This window comes from Mesorhizobium sp. M0800, assembly GCF_040320095.1.
In the GTDB taxonomy this organism is placed as follows: Bacteria; Pseudomonadota; Alphaproteobacteria; order Rhizobiales; family Rhizobiaceae; genus Mesorhizobium.
The window spans coordinates 119,156-136,718 of the sequence record NZ_JAMYOZ010000007.1 but is presented as its reverse complement, the minus strand read 5'-3'; the positions used below and the strand labels follow the sequence as shown (position 1 = coordinate 136,718).

At 61.2% G+C, this 17,563-nt stretch carries 17 protein-coding genes and 1 pseudogene; 9 read left to right on the top strand and 9 right to left on the bottom strand.

Annotation, left to right across the window (positions count from 1 at the left end):
* Positions 1 to 76: 76 nt before the first annotated feature.
* The gene (locus tag NKI18_RS11970; RefSeq protein ID WP_352616832.1) at positions 77 to 571 is read right to left on the bottom strand and encodes a MarR family winged helix-turn-helix transcriptional regulator; all 495 of its coding nucleotides are present in this window, start codon (positions 569 to 571) and stop codon (positions 77 to 79) included.
* Positions 572 to 633: 62 nt separating this feature from the next.
* Between NKI18_RS11970 and NKI18_RS11965 the strand changes: the two genes are divergently transcribed.
* On the top strand, positions 634 to 1,083 hold the full coding sequence (locus NKI18_RS11965) for an SgcJ/EcaC family oxidoreductase (protein WP_352616835.1): 450 nt from the start codon (positions 634 to 636) through the stop codon (positions 1,081 to 1,083).
* Between the two features lie 275 nt (positions 1,084 to 1,358).
* On the opposite strand, the gene NKI18_RS11960 is transcribed toward NKI18_RS11965, so the two are convergent.
* Positions 1,359 to 1,724 (bottom strand): winged helix-turn-helix transcriptional regulator, encoded by a 366-nt coding sequence (locus NKI18_RS11960; protein ID WP_352616838.1) that lies wholly within the window; start codon positions 1,722 to 1,724, stop codon positions 1,359 to 1,361.
* Positions 1,725 to 1,830: 106 nt separating this feature from the next.
* On the opposite strand from NKI18_RS11960, the gene NKI18_RS11955 reads away from it, so the two are divergent.
* Positions 1,831 to 2,535: a glutathione S-transferase family protein gene (locus NKI18_RS11955; RefSeq protein WP_352616841.1), complete on the top strand. Its 705-nt coding sequence runs from the start codon at positions 1,831 to 1,833 to the stop codon at positions 2,533 to 2,535.
* A 101-nt stretch (positions 2,536 to 2,636) separates the two neighbouring features.
* Here the strand turns inward: NKI18_RS11955 and NKI18_RS11950 are convergent, their stop codons facing one another.
* Entirely contained in the window at positions 2,637 to 3,008 is a 372-nt protein-coding gene (locus NKI18_RS11950; protein ID WP_352503373.1) for a winged helix-turn-helix transcriptional regulator, read from the bottom strand.
* A 110-nt stretch (positions 3,009 to 3,118) separates the two neighbouring features.
* On the opposite strand from NKI18_RS11950, the gene NKI18_RS11945 reads away from it, so the two are divergent.
* Complete coding sequence (locus NKI18_RS11945; protein ID WP_352569766.1) at positions 3,119 to 3,868, top strand: SDR family oxidoreductase; 750 nt, start codon at positions 3,119 to 3,121, stop codon at positions 3,866 to 3,868.
* A 133-nt stretch (positions 3,869 to 4,001) separates the two neighbouring features.
* Positions 4,002 to 4,826, top strand: coding sequence for a DUF2189 domain-containing protein (locus NKI18_RS11940; protein WP_352503372.1), 825 nt, complete (start codon positions 4,002 to 4,004; stop codon positions 4,824 to 4,826).
* A gap of 6 nt (positions 4,827 to 4,832) precedes the next feature.
* Here the strand turns inward: NKI18_RS11940 and NKI18_RS11935 are convergent, their stop codons facing one another.
* Complete coding sequence (locus NKI18_RS11935; protein ID WP_352616845.1) at positions 4,833 to 5,465, bottom strand: LysE family translocator; 633 nt, start codon at positions 5,463 to 5,465, stop codon at positions 4,833 to 4,835.
* A 119-nt stretch (positions 5,466 to 5,584) separates the two neighbouring features.
* The gene (locus tag NKI18_RS11930) at positions 5,585 to 7,540 is read right to left on the bottom strand and encodes a pilus assembly protein TadG-related protein (protein ID WP_352617018.1); all 1,956 of its coding nucleotides are present in this window, start codon (positions 7,538 to 7,540) and stop codon (positions 5,585 to 5,587) included.
* 331 nt (positions 7,541 to 7,871) lie between these two features.
* Between NKI18_RS11930 and NKI18_RS11925 the strand changes: the two genes are divergently transcribed.
* Both NKI18_RS11925 and NKI18_RS11920 read left to right on the top strand, forming a co-directional pair.
* The gene (locus tag NKI18_RS11925) at positions 7,872 to 8,732 is read left to right on the top strand and encodes a TIGR01459 family HAD-type hydrolase (RefSeq protein ID WP_352616848.1); all 861 of its coding nucleotides are present in this window, start codon (positions 7,872 to 7,874) and stop codon (positions 8,730 to 8,732) included.
* Between the two features lie 9 nt (positions 8,733 to 8,741).
* Positions 8,742 to 9,725, top strand: a complete 984-nt coding sequence (locus NKI18_RS11920; protein WP_352616851.1) for a bifunctional riboflavin kinase/FAD synthetase — start codon at positions 8,742 to 8,744, stop codon at positions 9,723 to 9,725.
* Positions 9,726 to 9,804: 79 nt separating this feature from the next.
* On the opposite strand, the gene NKI18_RS11915 is transcribed toward NKI18_RS11920, so the two are convergent.
* Positions 9,805 to 10,359 (bottom strand): HdeD family acid-resistance protein, encoded by a 555-nt coding sequence (locus NKI18_RS11915; RefSeq protein ID WP_352579223.1) that lies wholly within the window; start codon positions 10,357 to 10,359, stop codon positions 9,805 to 9,807.
* Between the two features lie 335 nt (positions 10,360 to 10,694).
* Positions 10,695 to 11,255 (bottom strand): DUF2165 family protein, encoded by a 561-nt coding sequence (locus tag NKI18_RS11910; RefSeq protein ID WP_353019772.1) that lies wholly within the window; start codon positions 11,253 to 11,255, stop codon positions 10,695 to 10,697.
* Positions 11,256 to 11,493: 238 nt separating this feature from the next.
* Here NKI18_RS11910 and NKI18_RS11905 point away from each other — a divergent pair, with 238 nt between their 5' ends.
* Both NKI18_RS11905 and NKI18_RS11900 read left to right on the top strand, forming a co-directional pair.
* Positions 11,494 to 12,399 (top strand): alpha/beta hydrolase, encoded by a 906-nt coding sequence (locus NKI18_RS11905; RefSeq protein ID WP_352616857.1) that lies wholly within the window; start codon positions 11,494 to 11,496, stop codon positions 12,397 to 12,399.
* A gap of 197 nt (positions 12,400 to 12,596) precedes the next feature.
* Positions 12,597 to 13,409 (top strand): annotated as a pseudogene (locus NKI18_RS11900) (MipA/OmpV family protein).
* Positions 13,410 to 13,425: 16 nt separating this feature from the next.
* Here the strand turns inward: NKI18_RS11900 and NKI18_RS11895 are convergent.
* Both NKI18_RS11895 and NKI18_RS11890 read right to left on the bottom strand, forming a co-directional pair.
* A complete protein-coding gene (locus NKI18_RS11895; protein ID WP_352616860.1) occupies positions 13,426 to 13,860 on the bottom strand; it encodes an RES family NAD+ phosphorylase in 435 nt (144 codons plus the stop codon).
* Between the two features lie 2 nt (positions 13,861 to 13,862).
* On the bottom strand, positions 13,863 to 14,237 hold the full coding sequence (locus NKI18_RS11890) for an Xre family toxin-antitoxin system antitoxin (RefSeq protein ID WP_353019770.1): 375 nt from the start codon (positions 14,235 to 14,237) through the stop codon (positions 13,863 to 13,865).
* Positions 14,238 to 14,546: 309 nt separating this feature from the next.
* On the opposite strand from NKI18_RS11890, the gene ileS reads away from it, so the two are divergent.
* Positions 14,547 to 17,537 carry an isoleucine--tRNA ligase gene (ileS, locus tag NKI18_RS11885; protein ID WP_352616863.1) on the top strand — a complete coding sequence of 997 codons (2,991 nt, stop codon included), beginning with the start codon at positions 14,547 to 14,549 and terminating at the stop codon, positions 17,535 to 17,537.
* Positions 17,538 to 17,563 lie beyond the last annotated feature (26 nt).

Here is a 17,563-nt window from a genome sequence, read left to right as displayed (position 1 = left end):
TTGCTCGGATGGCGGCATTCGCCCAGGCGGCTGTTCGGGCTCGATACGCCCAGGGGCTCGATACCCAGTCAGGCATTCACGGACCGAGAGTTTCTTTTGCCCCATCTTTGCGGCTTGACGAGCGCTGGCGAGGTATCCTCGGTTGCAAATTTTCTCTGGGGGATATCGCTTGCAGTGACGACCGGAGCGATTCGTACGCCTGAGCACCAAGCAGCCTCCGGTATTGGTCTTCGAGACGCTGATTGAAATCGTGGACGGTCCGGATCACCGCAAGCGCCGCGTCAGTTGCAACGATTAATTTGGCCCGTCGGTCGTTCGGATCATGCGAACGCCGAACATAACCGAGGCGCTCCAGTTCATCGATCAACTCACCCATCGATGCTTTGCCGATGCCCGCACGCTCTGCGAGGACGCTGGGTCGGGTTCCCTCCGCGTCGATGTTGGCGAATACAGCGCCGTGTTTGGGCTTGATTGCCGAATGGCCGCTCTCCCGGAGAACCTGGACCAAAGCGCTCGCCGACGATTGATAAGCATAGAGAAGCAGAGACTGCGTGTATGGCTGATTATCCATCTTTCCAAACTTATATGGTGCCCATATAGTATGGCAACCGAACTATATGACATGAGGTCAGCATGGCTACCGGCAACATCCGAACTGAAGGGGTGGAAAGTGTCGCGCACAGGCTGATCGAAGCTTGGAATCGTCACGATGCTCGCGCCTTTGCCGCCGTATTCGCGGCAGATGCCGAGTTTACAAACGTCTTCGGTATGCAGGCGACTGGACGTGACAAGATCGAGCAGTTCCATGCCCCAATTTTTGAGAAGATGTTCAAGCACAGCCATCTATCCGCCGAAAGCGTGCGGAACAGGCTTGTTCGCCCTGATGTTGCCACGCTCGACCTGCGGTGGTCTATGACTGGCGCGCTCGATCCGATGGGAAACGAATGGCCGCGTCGGCGCGGATTAATCAGCGTAGTGGCGACGCGGGATCATGACGAATGGTTGATTGCAACGATGCACAATATGGAACTTGGGGACGATCAAATGGCAGAGTCTCAGGAGAAACTTCAACAGGATAAGTAGGCTCTTCGTTCACGTCAGGATCGAAAGCGACAGCCATCCAGCATAGTCAAGCCGATCTGATCGGGCAATGAGATCGAACGGCGGGTCAGGTGATCGGGATTGGCGAGCTATGCTACAGGAGTTGGTGCTGGATGGCCCGTGCCTTGTCCGTTTGGCCGACCACAATGGCGCGCCTCATAGCCGGTCGCCTTGGTCTTGCGGGATCTAATGTATGAACGGCTTGGAGCGCTGGGCTCTCGCCGGCAGTTCTTGGCGGCGCGGTGATCGCCGGTCGGCTATTCCGCCGCCACGAGTTTGGTTTCCGGCGTCGATGTAGCCCGGCTGGCCCGATCGTCCTCGGTATCTTCCCACCAATCGCCCAGGGCGTCGATGAGTGGCACAAGCTTGAGACCGGGCTCCGTGAGGTCGTAATCCACGCGTAGCGGATAGCCGGTACGCGCCGTTCGCCGCACAATCCCGGCTTCCTCCAGCTTGCGTAGTTCGAGCGCCAGGATGCGGTGCGACACTGTCGGATTGTCACGCCTCAGGTCGCTGAAGCGCTTGGTACCGTCCTTGAGATAATAGAGCAGCAAGGTGGGCCAGCGACCGCTGAGCACACGCATGGTCTCCTCGATCGGGCAGCGTGAGACGACATCTTTCATGGCGGGGACCTGGTTACAGAATAGTGCGTAATTTACATGGGGCGACCAGCGTTTAGGGTCAAGTTTCGCTGCGCAGCGTGACCCCTAACATGGAAGAGAGAAAGAAATGGAACCTATTCTCCTTTACGGCTTCCCGCTGGGAAGTTCGATGGGGCTTGTCGCTGCTTTTGAACGCCTCGGACAGCCCTACCGCCTGTGTCGTGTCGACATGCTCGCTGAGATGAAGAACGACGCCTATGCTAGTATCAACGGCCGCCAGGAAACGCCGGTGTTGATCACCGACGAAGGCAGGGTGCTCACCGAGACCATGGCGATTGCCGCCTGGCTCGAAGCTCGCGATACGCAACGTCGTATCAGCTTTGAGTCTCGCTCGCCGGAAGCCAACCGGATGCACCAGCTGATGGCTTTCGTGAACACCGGTTTCACCGCCGCTTTCACCCCGCTCTGGGCTGCTTATGAAATGGAGCCGGCCGAACCGGTGCTGCTGGCGACCTTGCGTGACTTTGGCCGCAAGGTCGTTACCAACCGCCATGACCAGCTCGAGGCGATGATCGTCGACGCGGATTTCCTGGTCGGCGGCCGGCTGACGCTTGCCGATACCACGCTGATCGGCGTGGCGCGCTGGGCGGAGTTCCACCAGGCGGTCGACGGCGCCGCTTATCCCAAACTGGCGGCGCTACGCCGCCGCATCGAAGCCGATCCGGCCGTGCGTTACGCACAGGCCATCGAGGGTGGCGAAAAGCCGGCGGGTTCGGGTGCCTGTCTTGGCCATGTCCCGCTGGCCGAAGTGATCGATCGTTTCGCTGCCTAGCTTTTGTCACGCATCTCAGCCGCGCGGCGCCAAAGTGTGGTGCCGCGCGGTGACCGCCTGTGGCTTTAGCCGGGCAGGGCAAACAATCCGTGCACGATTAGTCAGGTGATCAGGTGGGATGCGTTGACACGCATCCAGTCGGCCAGCGAATCCAGCGTGCCACGCAAGGTTCTACCCAGCGGCGTTATCTCATACTCCACGCGCGGCGGCATCTCGGCATAGACCCTCCGATAGACCAGACCGCGATGTTCGAACAGGCGCAGCTGCCGCGTGAGCTCCTTTTGCGTAATCGGTGCGACGGCCCTCTGGAGCTCGCCGAAGCGGATCGGACAACCGGTGACGATCAGGCGATAAAGAATGGGAATGGCCCATTTTCCCGAAACCAGATTGACGAAATCGATCATCGGGCAACGATCGGTCGTGCCATTTCCGCCTTCGACTGGCGTTACCTCGATGGCTTTTGCCTGCGCCATGAAATTATTTCCTTTAGTACCCATTCGGTGCCTACTATACAAAGCATACTATCGTGTCGACAATGCCATTCTCATCGTCTTTGGGAAGGCAAATCATGGGTCGCCAAATCATGGGTCGCTTGAAAGGCAAATATGCCCTCATTACCGGGGCAACCAGTGGCATCGGTCTCGAAACCGCGCGCCAGTTCCTGGCCGAGGGTGCGACGGTGGCAATCACTGGCAGGAGCCCGTCCGGGCTGGAAGCTGCGCAGCGCGAGCTGGGCGGATCGGCGCAGGTGATCAGGAATGATGCCGGCAACCTCGCCGATCAGCGTGCGCTTGCCGCCGAACTCGCGCAGTGCTGGCCTCGGCTCGACATACTGAACATCAACGCCGGCGATGTGATGCATCAGCCCCTTCAGGATTGGGACGAGGTGGTCTATGACCGTCTGATGCAGACCAATCTCAAGGGGCCGTTCTTTTTGATCCAAGCCCTGTTGCCGATGTTCTCCAACCCGTCATCGATCATCCTGTGCGGTTCGGTCAGTGCCCATATCGGCCTGCCCCAGAGTAGCGCCTACGCCGCCAGCAAGGCTGGCCTCCTGTCGTTGGCGCGCACCCTCTCGGGTGAGATGATCGAGCGCGGTATTCGCGTCAATGGCCTCAGCCCCGGGCCGACCGAGACGCCGGCCTTGGGCAAGCTGGGTCTGCCCGAAGCGGACGAGAAGGCGCTTGGCGATCAGATACGCGCGCTAGTGCCGATCGGCCGGATGGGCAAACCCTGGGAACTCGCCAAGGCGGCGGTGTTTCTAGCATCGGATGAGTCGAGCTTCGTCGTTGGCACGGAACTGCTCGTCGATGGTGGCGTCGGAAATCTATAACCGGGATTTACCATCGTGACCATCGACTTGGCGACAATCACCCCTAAATCGACTACCATAGTGCTTATACGAGAAGTGGCAGCTACGGGCGGCCATCCTGGCGGCGGCCGTCCCGACCCACGGGAGAAAGGTTATGGCCGGCTTTCATGTCATGGCGGACGCACGTGGAATGCATGTACAGCCCACGGTGCGCCGCATCAGCACCGAGGATCTGCTCGATGCGCTCCGTCTCGGCGTAGAGGATTTCTGGGCCAAGCCGTCGCACTACGTGTTCCTGTGCCTGATCTATCCGGTGGTCGGCCTGATCCTGACGCAGTGGACGTCGGGCTCGAACGCCATCCAACTCATCTATCCGCTGATGTCCGGCTTCGCTTTGGTCGGTCCGTTCGCCGCTATCGGCCTTTACGAAATCAGCCGCCGGCGCGAGTTCGGCATGGATACATCCTGGTGGCATGCGCTCGACGTGCGCCACTCTCCGGCGCTGCCCGCGATTGCGGTCATCGGTATCATGCTGGTGGTACTGTTCCTGCTCTGGCTGTTCACCGCGCAATCGATCTACACCAGCCTGTACGGCAATCAGCCTCCGGCCTCTATTGTCGGCTTTATTCGCGAGGTGCTGACGACCAGCAAGGGTTGGACGCTGATCCTGCTCGGCAACCTGGCCGGATTCGCCTTTGCCGCGATCGTGCTGGCGACGACCGTCGTCGCCTTTCCGCTGCTGCTCGACCGCGATGTCGGCGCGGTCTCGGCAATCGAGACGTCGGCAAGGGCAGTTCTGACAAACCCGCTGCAGATGGCGCTGTGGGGCCTGATGGTCGCCGTGCTGCTGGTCATCGGCTCGATCCCGCTATTTGCCGGGCTTGCCGTCGTCATGCCCATCCTTGGCCACGCGACCTGGCATCTTTACCGCAGGGTGGTCGAACCGGAGCGGGCACAGCCGGACCGGCGGCCGATGTAGGACCGATCAGCGTTGCGCGTCGGTTGCCATCTTGACGGCCAGCGCGGTCAGTACCGTGCCCATCATCCAGCGCTGGATCACCAGCCATAGCGGCCGCCCGGCGAGGAAGATGGCGATCGAGCCGGCCGTCACCGCGATGATGGCGTTGACGGTCAGGCTGATCGCGACCTGCGTGGCACCGAGCACCAGAAGCTGCGACAGCACGTGGCTCTTGTCGGGGCTGATGAATTGCGGCAGGAGCGACAGATAGAGCACTGCCACCTTTGGGTTGAGCAGGTTGGTCATCAGACCCATGGCGAACAGCTTGCGCGGTCTGTCTTTCGGCAGTTCGCGGATCTGGAAGGGCGAGCGCCCACCGGGCTTCACCGCTTGCCAGGCGAGCCACAGCAAATAAAGCGCGCCGGCAAGGCGCAGCACATCATAGGCAAAGGGCACGGCGAGCAGCAGCGCGGTGATGCCGAACGCCGCCGACAGCACGTAGAACAAAAAACCGAGCGCCACACCGCCCAGCGAGATCAGCCCGGCCTTCGGCCCTTGCGACAGCGAGCGCGAGATCAGATAGATCATGTTTGGGCCGGGCGTCAGCACCATGCCGAGGCAGACCAGCGCAAAGGCAAGGTGGTTGGCGGGTTCAGGCAAGAGCGCATCTCCGGATGAGGACACTCACCACATGCTTCCATCACCCGCAAGGGCATGAGGGCAGGAGCCTTTGCGCCAGTGCGCCGGGGCCCCTGCCTTAGTCGCCAATCCCATCGCCTTCAGCCGACGATGCGCAGGTTCGACAATTCGTTGGCGATTTCCTTGAAATTGTCCGACAGCGTCGCGCCCGTCGCATTCCAGAACAGCTTGGCCGGCTTGCTCGGGTCGGCCGAATCCTTGCGGAAGCGCGAATCCGACGAACACGCCTTCAGCGCATCGATTGCCTTCTTGTCGCTGGCATCTGTGGGCGACAGGTCGAGCGCCACCGTCATCACCAGAATGTTCGAATTCTTTGCATTGGCGCAGAGCGTTTTCATCTGCTCGTCGAGTGCTGCCGTGTAGTTGGCACCGGTATAGGTGGTCTTGCCGATATCGGTGCTGGTATTCATGAACAGGCGGGTTACGCTTCCAGATCCCGGATAGGTCAGCCCAGTGTAGCCGTAGGCGGCGTAGGTCGACCTGTTGTTGGCGTAGCTGCCGTCGCTGACGGCACTATAAGTATTGGCTCCGTCGGTCAGCACCACGACCACCTTGTCGTTGCCCCTCTCGCTGTTCGGCCGACCATCGGTGAACGGTGGGTTGCTCGATACAGTTCGCCAGCCCCAGGCAAGGCCCTCCGGCACGTTGGTGTTGCCGTTCGGCGCCATGGCGTCGATGGCGTCCTTGATCTCCTGCTTCTCTGCGTCCTGGCTGACGTCCTTCAACGGCGTGATCGGGTTGGTGGTGCAGGAGGAATTCGGCCCATCGCCCGCGGCTGCGGATTGCGAACCGTATGGTTTTACCAGGAAATATTTGCGCATGTCAGACTGGCGCTGGGAAGCGGTAGGACCGGCGACATAGGGCCAATCGGCCCACCAGTTGTTGCCGTAATTGTAGGACGTGCTGATGACGTCGTTGATGCCGTCACGGTTGAAATCGAGCCACAGAGTGCCAGCCTCATCCGGGGCGAACATCGGCACGAAAAGCGTGGCCGGCGCGGCTGTATCGGGCGTCGTGTCGTCGACATTGTAGGGATATGGCCGTGCTTCGACGCAACCTTGCCAGCTCGCATAGCGGCTTGTGGTGTAGATATATTCCGGTGCGCTCCAGTGGCCGTACTGGCAGGTGCCGTTCTTCTTATATGTGTCGCAGACATATTGCTTCGAATTGGGTACCTCTTCGCGGCCCGATTCGACCGTCATGTCGGCGTAGAGGCTGAAACGCGTCAGCGGCTGGTCCTTGGTCTCGCCCCAGCCGATGCCGCGCTTGTACCAGACGCCATTGAGCTTCTCGGCATATTTGTCCGGATTGTTGGCGGCACTCATCGTCGTCCAGTCGAAATCCTCGTGCTGGATCGGGGAGATGCCGTCCTGATCCATCCAGCCGTCCTGGTCGTGGGTAGGACCGACATTGACCGAGGCCGCAAACGGCACGAGAGAAAACTGCACCGGTTTGGTGATCTGCTTCATCTGCTGCGCCTGAAGCGCCAGCGTATCGACAAGCTGCTTGGCGGCCGACTTCAGCAGGTCTATTCGCTTCTCGCCGGTGCCGGAGCCGAGATCGCTCATCGAGCCGGAATTATCCAGCACAAGCGCGACTTCGAGGGTGTTCTTGAGGCGGAGTTCCGAACATTCGGTGAAGGTCGTGTCGCTTGCCGTGCCGCCGATCAGCAGGCTGGCGGCCGGTAGAAAATAGGGGTGGAAGGTGAGGCCGGCGCAGAGCTTCAAGGTGCCGCCGCCGGCATTGTTGTTGGGCAGCGTGACGGTCAGCGCTGTGTTCGCCGGATCGACACGTGCGAGATTGGTTTCGAAAAATGTCTTGGCGTAGGCCTTGACGTCGTCGTCGCTGGCGCCGGCGACGATCTGCTGGGCGGCGGCGAGGCCGGCCGCGTCAAGGGCATTCAGCGTTTCGTGCTTCTGGCGCAACAACTCCCCGTAATCGACGCTGAGCGCCAACCCGCCCATCAGCGGTACAATGGTGATTGCGGTCATTAAGGAGTAGTTGCCACGTCTGTCGCGTCGGAAATTTCCGATCATTGCCTTCAGCATTCCCGCCCGCCCCTTTTTTTTCCGGACGATGCCACGCATTTTTAAATTTCCGATTGCTAAAATACGTTCAAGGTCGGCACGGTTTTTCAATGCCCGTTAACCACACGTCCGCAATCGGCAATGCTGCTCCGCGGCAAAGCCCGATAAGGCTCTGAAAAAGAAGGCTTTCGCCATCACGTCCTCGCCGGCGTCCCCGGGCGGCAATCTTGCGGGCACAACGAAAGCTGGTGACAGAGCGAAGCGCTTCGGTTAATCCGTGCCGGCCGCTACGGACCGTCGGTCGCGGCGCTTGCAAGCATCATGGTACAGGGACAACGGCATGGCGGATTCGCCCGACATCATCGGTTCGCTCGCAGACTTGTCGGGAGCCTATTCAGCCATCCTGTGCGACGTCTGGGGCGTGGTGCACAATGGCGAATGGCATTTCCCGGCGGCGGCTGCCGCGCTGATCGCTGCTCGCGCGGCGAAAATACCTGTCGTGCTGATCACCAATTCGCCGCGTCGCAGCGCCGACGTGGTGGCACAGATGAACGCCATCGGCGTTCCGCCCGCCGCCTACGACCGTGTCGTGACGTCCGGCGACGTTACCCGCGACCTGATCGCCGAAGGGCCGCGAAAGATCTTCCATATAGGCGCCGATCGGGATTTCACGCTCTATGAGGGCCTCGACGTCGAACTCGTCGAGGAGTTCGAAGCATCCGGCGTGGTCTGCACCGGCCTGTTCGATGACGAGGTGGAGAAGCCGGAAGATTATGCCGATCTTCTGCAGAGGCTGCGTGCCAGGAACCTGCCCTTCATTTGCGCCAATCCCGACATCGTCGTCGAGCGCGGCGAACGCATGATCTGGTGCGCAGGCGCTTTGGCCCGCGAATACGCACAGCTTGGCGGACGCACGCTGATCGCCGGCAAACCCTACGCGCCGGTCTATGACGTCGCCATGAAGGAGATCGCCGTCATTCTCGGCCGCCCGGTCGAGCGTTCGCAAGTTCTGGCCATCGGCGACGGCATGATGACCGACATCAAGGGCGCGGCCGACAATGGCTTCGACGTGCTCTACGTATCGGGCGGCATCCATGCCCGCGATTACGGTGAGACGCTGCAGCCGGATCCGGCCAGGCTCGCGGCCTTCCTGGAAAAATATGGCTACAGGCCGGTCGCGGTGATTCCCAGGCTGCAATAGGTTCAAGCCATGACGGCCATGTTCGAACGCATTTCCGCAACCGCACCGCTGCCGGCCCATCTGCGCGGCGGCGTGGTGGCTATCGGCAATTTCGACGGCGTCCACCGCGGCCACCAGGCGGTGCTCGAACGCGCGCGCGCCGAAGCGGAGCGTCGCGGCGTACCCGCCCTGGTGCTGACCTTCGTACCGCATCCGCGAAAGGTGTTTAGGCCGGACATGCCGTTGTTCGTGCTGACGCCGCCGCCGATGAAGGCGCGGCTGTTGTCGCATCTGGGCTTTGCGGCGCTGGTCGAGCAGCCGTTCACACGCGAGTTCGCCTCCTTGTCGGCGGAGGCTTTCGTCACCGGCGTGCTCGAGCGCAACCTCGGCATAAGCCACGCCGTCACCGGCTTCGATTTCCATTTCGGCAAGGACCGCCAGGGCGGTCCGGCCTATCTGATGGCTGCCGGCGAGCGCCACGGCTTCGGCGTCACGCTGGTGGATGCGTTTCGCGACGAAAGCGCCGAGGTGGTGTCGTCGAGCCGCATACGCACGCTGCTGTGCGAGGGCAATGTGGCCGAGGCCGCCGGCTTGCTCGGCTACCGTTTCACCGTCGAGGCGGAGGTGATCGGCGGCCAGCAGCTCGGCCGGACACTCGGCTTTCCGACCGCAAACATGAGGCTTTCGCCGGAAGCGACCCTCAAGGAAGGGATCTATGCCGTCCGCTTCCGTCGCGCCGACGGTTCGCTTCACGATGGCGTCGCCAGCTTCGGCCGCCGGCCGACGGTCGACGACAATGGCGCGCCGCTGCTGGAGACCTTCGTCTTCGACTTTTCCGGCGACCTCTATGGCGAGATTTGTGCCGTGTCCTTCTTCGGCTACTTGCGCTCGGAGGTGAAGTTCGACGGGCTTGACGCGCTGGTCGCCCAGATGAAGCGCGATGAGGCCGAGGCGAAGGCACTGCTCGCCGGCGTCAGGCCGCTTTCCGGGCTGGACGCGGCCATGGCTTTTTAGAGCATGGTCCCGAACCGAAGGTCAGCGAAGCAAAAAAGTGGGAACCGGTTTTCCGATTAAGATCATGCTCAACCAGAATTTATCTCTTCAGCGCCAAGCCAAGGGCGATGAAGGTCCAGCCCTGGAAGATCAGGTCGACGGCCAGGAACAGGCCCAGAACCCACACGCTGTTGACCGGCCAGCCCATGGCGATGACCAGTCCCGCCAGCGCGCTGATGACGCCGGCCGCGACTACCCAGCCCCAGCCCGGCTGCGGCCGGTGGCTGTAGCCGACCCAGGCCCTGAGCACGCCTGAGGCAAGCAGCGCGACCGCCAGGAGGAAGGTCAGCACCGTCGAGGCGAGGACCGGATTGTCGAAGGCGAAGAAGCCGGCGACGGCGTAGAGGAGGCCGCTGAGCAGCCAATAGAAGAAGCGGCCCCATGTCTTCACGCCGAAGGCATGGATGATCTCGACAATGCCGGCCATCAGCATCAGCCAGCCCACGACAAAGACCGAGGCGACGGTTGCGATGAACAGATTGCCGAAGGCAATGCCGCCGAAGACAAGCAGCAGCACCCCGAGCGCGACGAACCATCCCCATTTCGCCCGCGTCTGGCTGATCGCATCTTTCAAGGCATCGCCGTGCAGTGTCATCGCCCTCTCCCTCAAGACTACTTGGCCGTTTTTGTCGGCTTTGAAGGTAACGCCGATAGGCCTTCTCGTAAAGCGAGCAGGCTGTGAGGGTCACACCCATGCTCGGGCGGTACGCCTGCGAGACGTCTGCTTTTGCCAAGAGCAGCCGCTGCGAGTTTATTTCCGTGAAACGTGGGCTTGCGCCCTCAGGCCAAACCGTGGTCACGCCGAGGTTTAGTTGGAGAATAGCTCCTGTCCGCAAAGCGGCCGCAACGTCGAGCTTTGATACAGAGCCAGACCTCCAAACGCCGCGCAACGCCGGTCGCATCCGCATGTCACAACCTTGCGTCGAGGTCTCAGTAATCGCCGCCCTCGCGATGCAGGGTCGCGAGGATTAGCCCGAGCGCGTTGGGCAAGAAGTAGATTGTTCCGCCGAGCTGGTTCGAGAGCGGCATGGTCTTGGCTTCCCATGACAGGAAATAGTCGCCGGCGATCACCGTGAAGCCGATGCCCCACACCAGGATTGCGCATAGGCAGCCCAGCATCATCCATGCCTTGCCATGAGCGAAATCGGCCCTGCTGCCAACCACCTTGCGCAGCATAAGCACAAGCCCGATCAGTCCGAATATCCCCGCTAGGGTCTCGACGGCCATGATGCCGACGAGTGCCACAGGGGCAGCCCATGGCATGGTGATGGCACGCCATTGCTGCCATGGGTTGCCGTAGGTGTTGGTCATTTCGATCATCGGCTTCACGGCATTCACCAGAGTGTCTTTGAAGTCGGTTGCATCGTTCAACAGACCGAGAAGACCCCACAGGGTGGGGAACAGCGCCATCACGATCAGCCCCAATCGTCCTACGCTGCGCGGATTGACAAGCCGCTCGGCAGTGGTTCCGGCATACGAATTGTCCGGCATCGGAATTCCCCCTCTTTTGAACCTTGCACCGTCGAGCAAATCGAAAATTGGCTGACACGGCAGCGCACCGCCAAATATCGCACGGACGACGGGCGATTTCTCGCTGATGTTGATCGGGCTGATCGCAAGATGATCGTGGCGCTGGTTCGTCGCTGTATTTGCAAGCGGGCAATCGTTATCTTGTCGATGACGTTTGGCTGTTCGCCTTTCTCGGCGCTTGGCAAGACTGGGGGAGCAAATGGGCGATGTGGACGAACACCTCGATCTGACAGAGATCAACGCCGTCCGCAGGCTGTTGACGTCAAAACCACGAACGGTCCGCTGGGACGAACGCCGGGCGCGGCTCGACGAAGTCGGTTCGGTCTGGCCGGTCGCGGAGGACATCCGATGCGAGCGCGTGGTTTTCGATGGCCTTGAGGGAGAGTGGTCCCTGGCGCCTGGGAGTGACAGGGATAAGGTTCTGCTCTTTTTCCACGGTGGTGGCTACTGCTCCGGCTCCCTTAAAAGTCATCGTCGAATGGTTACCGAGGCAGGTCGGGCAATGGGAATGCGCACCCTTGCGATCGACTATCGCCGCGCACCGGAACATCCTTTCCCTGCGCAACATGAAGACGCACTCACCACATGGCGCTTTCTGAGCCGGCAAGGCATCGCGTCGGATCGCATCGTGGTTGGCGGAGACAGTGCGGGCGGCAACCTCACTCTGTGCCTGGTCAGTATATTGCGCACGGCAGGCGAGCCGTTGCCGCGATGTCTTTGGCTGGTTTCGCCTTGGACGGACCTTTCGATGTCCGGCGCGACACTATCAACCAAGGACGCAATCGACCCTATCATCCACCGGGCGTATTTGGAGGAACTGGCAACGGCCTATGTTCCCAATGGCGTTGGTCGGCGCGATCCGCTGATCTCGCCTTTGTTCGCCGATCTGAGCGGATTTCCCCCAATGCTGATACAAGCCGGTTCGGCCGAGACGCTGTTGTCGGACGCAACTCGGCTCGCCGAAGCCGCTGGCGCGGCTGACGTTAAAGTAGGTCTCGAAATTTGGCCGCATATGATTCACGCTTGGCCGGTTTGGAATGCGGGGTTGAGCGCCGGTCGCCGCGCTCTTCACAGCGCAGGCATGTTTGTCCGCGAATGTTTGTAACCCCTGCCGAGGCAACTGCTATCGTATTCCAAACACTTGATCTGGAATCTTGGTGCGCCAAACAATCGACTGCAACGCGGAACAGGCCGGCCAACGCTGCCAATGTTGCGGATATTAAGTCAAATTTTACCGAACTGGCGCCATGGCTTCAGTCAAGCTGGTTGTATCGGCCAATGCGTTCGACGTATGGAGTAACGATGCGGTCTGTCCCGACGATCCCGACGGTCTTGGCCGCATTCATGCTCGGCACCTGCGGCGTTGCCAAGGCCGGCGAGGGCACCTTCGGCTGGCTGTCCGGAGACTGGTACCTGACGGTCGGCGCCACCGGCATGGTTGCCCCGAATTTCGAGGGCGGCAAGAAGTACCTGCTCAGTGCCTCGCCGATCATCTCGCTCGGCAAGGCTGGTCCCGCGGCGCGCTTCACCTCGCGCAACGACAATATCTCATTGGCATTGATCGACGATGGCGGCGTCCGCGCCGGCCTGACAGGCAAGTTCCTGTTTTCCCGCGACGGTGGTGACGCCGACGAATTGAAGGGTCTCGACCCGGTGCGCTGGGGCGGCGAGGCTGGCGGCTTCTTCGAATTCTATCCTTTGGATTGGCTGCGTGCCCGCGCCGAATTGCGGCACGGCATTCGCGCCCATAACGGTTTTGTCGCCGACATCGCCGCCGACGCCTTTTACGATGTGACGCCCGACGTCAGGATTTCGGCCGGACCGCGCGTTTCGTTCGCCTCATCGGACTATTTCGACGCCTATTACGGCGTTGATGCCAAGGAGTCCCTGGCCTCGGGACTTAGCGAATATCATCCCGGCGGCGGGGTGAAGTCGGCGGGCCTGGGCGGCGCGGTGACCTAGAAGGTGACCGAGCCGATGACGGCCAGTCTGTTCGGCGAATATTCCCGCCTGATGGGCCCGGCCGCCGATTCCAGCCTGGTCAAGGAGCGCGGCTCCAGGGATCAGTTCATGATCGGCATGTCGACGACCTATCGCTTCGATTTCTCGATGTGAGCGGGTAGGCGTCGGCTCATTTGATCAAACGGCTGTCGAACGGATAACGGTATAGGCCCGCAATCGTAATGCGTGACGCATCGTCATGGGTCGGGTTGAGCAGATAGTTGTTTGCTTTGCGCATTATGATCGAAGGAATTTTCATGAGCGCGTAACGATTGGCCGAGAGAAAGTCCGTGCCCTGTCGCCGTGTCGATTCCATATCCTTGCCCCAGCCGTCATGGATAACCGGTTCGGTCATTTCTATTCCGTCCGGAACATCGATTTCGATAAGCTGGTAGGTTTCCGGAACGGTTTCGCGCGTCGCATGCACCAGTATCTCCAGCAGTGCCGTCGAAGGGTGGTCGGTGCAATACACGATGGGCATCCCGCGCCTGTTCCATCTTCCATCAACGAGCGTTCCGCCACGACCCGAGAGATCCGCGAAATTGGAGATGCGCCAGATGCGCATCGTCAGGCAAGCATGCCAAAGTCGATGCGGATAAGCTCTTCGGAAACGACGTGGGCGCCGGTCTCTGTCTCGAGGAGATCGATCGGCCTTCCACCATCCAATGCTATGATCTCGCTTCTCAGCCAACGCTGGGCTTTCTCATGGCTGCCGAATACACGATCCGCCTGCTCGGCGATGCGTTCTAGGCGCAGGGCGCGGTCGGATTCAGCTGGCGAAAGCGGCTCGGCACGTTCCTTGCGACGCGCCAGCGTGCGGCGGGGGGCAACGATACGATAGAGTTCTTCGCTACTGAAACCCAGACTGCGCAGATGATCGATCTTGTCCGTAGGGACGGAAAAGTCGTGTGTTGCGCGAATTGCCCTTGCTGCGACCGACATGAACGTCTCTTTGGCACAGGCCATTCTGCTTGCCATTTGCCTACAAATGTATGCGCAATTGGCACATGACGCAAGGAAGCATCAGAGTTCGGGCTTTTCAACGTCGCCTGTCTCGGTTAAAAGCCCAGCCATGACGAGCTTTTCGCGCCTTCCCGCGACTGCGATACGAATTACAGGCCCGGTGTTCCGGGCGGCTTGACCGCCGCCGGAGCCGCCGGGAATCTTGCGCGCGCCTCTCGCGCTTTTTCCAGATCATGATAGTTCAACGCCCGGGCTCTTTTGCCGCCGGGCAACGCATATGGCAGACGAATGACTGATACCGAGACCGCCGAGACGATCGATTATTCCAAAACGCTCTACCTGCCGCAGACGGATTTCCCGATGCGCGCCGGTTTGCCGGAAAAGGAACCGCTGCTGGTCAAACGCTGGCAGGACATGGATCTTTACCGCAAGTTGCGCGAAGACGCAGCCGGCCGCGAAAAATACGTGCTGCACGACGGCCCACCCTATGCGAATGGCAACATCCATATCGGCCATGCGCTGAACAAGATCCTCAAGGACGTCATCACCCGCTCGTTCCAGATGCGCGGCTATGACTCGAACTATGTACCCGGTTGGGATTGCCACGGCCTGCCGATCGAATGGAAGATCGAGGAGCAGTACCGCGCCAAGGGCAAGAACAAGGACGAGGTGCCGGTCAACGAGTTCCGGCAGGAATGCCGCGAGTTTGCGGCGCACTGGATCAAGGTGCAGGGTTCCGAATTCCAGCGGCTCGGCGTCGTCGGCGACTTCGACAATCCCTATACGACAATGGCTTTCCATGCTGAGGCGCGCATCGCCGGCGAGCTGCTGAAATTCGCCATGTCCGGCCAGCTCTATCGCGGCTCCAAACCGGTTATGTGGAGTGTGGTCGAGCGCACCGCGCTGGCCGAGGCGGAGGTCGAATACCAGGACTATGAGTCGGACACGATCTGGGCGAAGTTTCCGGTCGTCAGCCTCGCTCGCCAGGTCATCAACATCGAGGATGGGCAGCCAGCCCTGGACCCCAAGCTGACGCAGACGTCGCTCGATCTGCTTGATGCCAACGTCGTCATCTGGACTACGACGCCGTGGACAATCCCCGGCAACCGCGCCGTCAATTACTCGCCGCGCATCAACTATGGTCTCTACGAGGTTACGGCGGCCGAGAACGCCTTTGGTCCTCAGCCCGGCGAAAAGCTGATCTTTGCCGAGAAACTTGCGGACGACGCTGCCGCTAAGGCCAAGGTCACTCTGAATCGGCTTCGCAGCGTTGGCGCCGAAGAGCTTGAAAACCTTACGCTTGCCCATCCCCTCAAAGCTCTGGGCGGCGGCTACGATTTTCCCGTGCCGATGCTCGCCGGCGATCACGTCACCGACGATGCCGGCACCGGTTTCGTCCACACCGCGCCGGGACATGGCCGCGAAGACTTCGACGCCTGGATGGATGCAGCCTCTGATCTTCGCCAGCGTGGCATCGACACCGCGATCCCCTTCACCGTCGACGATGCCGGCTTCTTCACCAAGGACGCGCCGGGCTTCGGCCCGGACCGCGAGGGTGGAGCGGCGCGCGTCATCGACGACAATGGCAAGAAGGGCAACGCCAACCAGGCTGTCATCGACGAGCTGATCAAGCGCAACGCGCTGTTCGCGCGCGGCCGCCTGAAGCACTCCTATCCGCATTCCTGGCGCTCGAAGAAGCCGATCATCTTCCGCAACACGCCGCAATGGTTCGTCTATATGGACAAGGAGCTTGGCGACGGCACGACGCTGCGCAGCCGCGCCCTGAAAGCCATCGACGATACCCGCTTCGTGCCCGCCGCCGGCCAGAACCGCATCCGCGCCATGATCGAGGAGCGCCCTGACTGGGTGCTGTCGCGCCAGCGCGCCTGGGGCGTTCCGATCGCCGTCTTTGCCGATGCCGACGGCAATGTGCTGCGCGACGAGGCAGTCAACCAGCGCATCATGGACGCCTTCGCGAAAGAAGGCGCCGACGCCTGGTTCGCCGCCGGCGCCAAGGAGCGGTTCCTCGGCAATCACGATGCCTCGAAATGGCAGCAGGTCATGGACATCCTCGATGTCTGGTTCGATTCAGGCTCGACGCATGCCTTCACGCTTGAGGACCGGCCCGACCTGAAATGGCCGGCCGACGTCTATCTCGAAGGCTCCGACCAGCATCGCGGCTGGTTCCACTCCTCGCTGCTCGAAAGCTGCGGCACCAGGGGCAGGGCGCCCTACGACACCGTCGTCACCCATGGCTTCACCATGGATGAGGAGGGGCGGAAAATGTCGAAGTCGCTCGGCAACACCGTCGTGCCGCAGGACGTCATCAGGCAGTCCGGTGCCGACATCTTGCGGCTGTGGGTGGTGACGACTGATTATTGGGAAGACCAGCGGCTCGGCAAGAACGTGCTGCAGACCAATATCGACGCCTACCGCAAGCTGCGCAACACCATCCGCTGGATGCTGGGCACGCTCGCCCACGACGATGGCGAGGAGGTGCCGCTGGACAAGATGCCTGAACTGGAGCGGCTGATGCTGCACCGGCTCGCTGAACTCGATGAGGTCGTACGCTCGGGCTACGACGCGTTCGAATTCAAGCGCATCACCCGCGCGCTGCTCGACTTCATGGTGGTCGAGCTGTCGGCCTTCTATTTCGACATCCGCAAGGACGCGCTTTACTGCGAAGCGCCTTTCAGCCTGAAGCGCAAGGCTTCCGTGCAGGTGGTGCGCCATCTCTTCGACTGCCTGGTGAAATGGCTGGCGCCGATGCTGCCCTTCACCATGGAAGAGGCTTGGCTCGACCGTCATCCGGATGCGGTCTCCCTGCATCTCGACCAGTTCCCGGAGATCCCGGCGGACTGGAAGAACGAGGCGCTGGCGGAGAAGTGGCGCAAGGTGCGGCAGGTTCGCCGTGTCGTCACCGGGGCATTGGAAATCGCCCGTGCGCAGAAGGTCATCGGCTCTTCGCTGGAAGCGGTGCCGGTCGTCACCCTCGACGATGCCGTGCTCGAAGCGGCGATCGCCGATGTCGACATGGCCGAGATGGCGATCACCAGCGATCTGGTAATCGTGCACGGCAAGGCGCCGGCAGGCAGCTTTACCCTCGACGACGTCAAGGGCGTCGCCGTGGTCGTCGAGAAGGCGGAGGACCGTGGCCTGGTGAAGTGCGCGCGCTCCTGGCGCTACACCGCCGATGTCGGCTCAGATCCGGAATTCCCGGATGTTTCGGCCCGTGACGCCGCTGTTCTGCATGAGCTGAAGGCTTTGAGCCGTCTTTAAGGCGGTGCACAAATGCCACGGCGGGC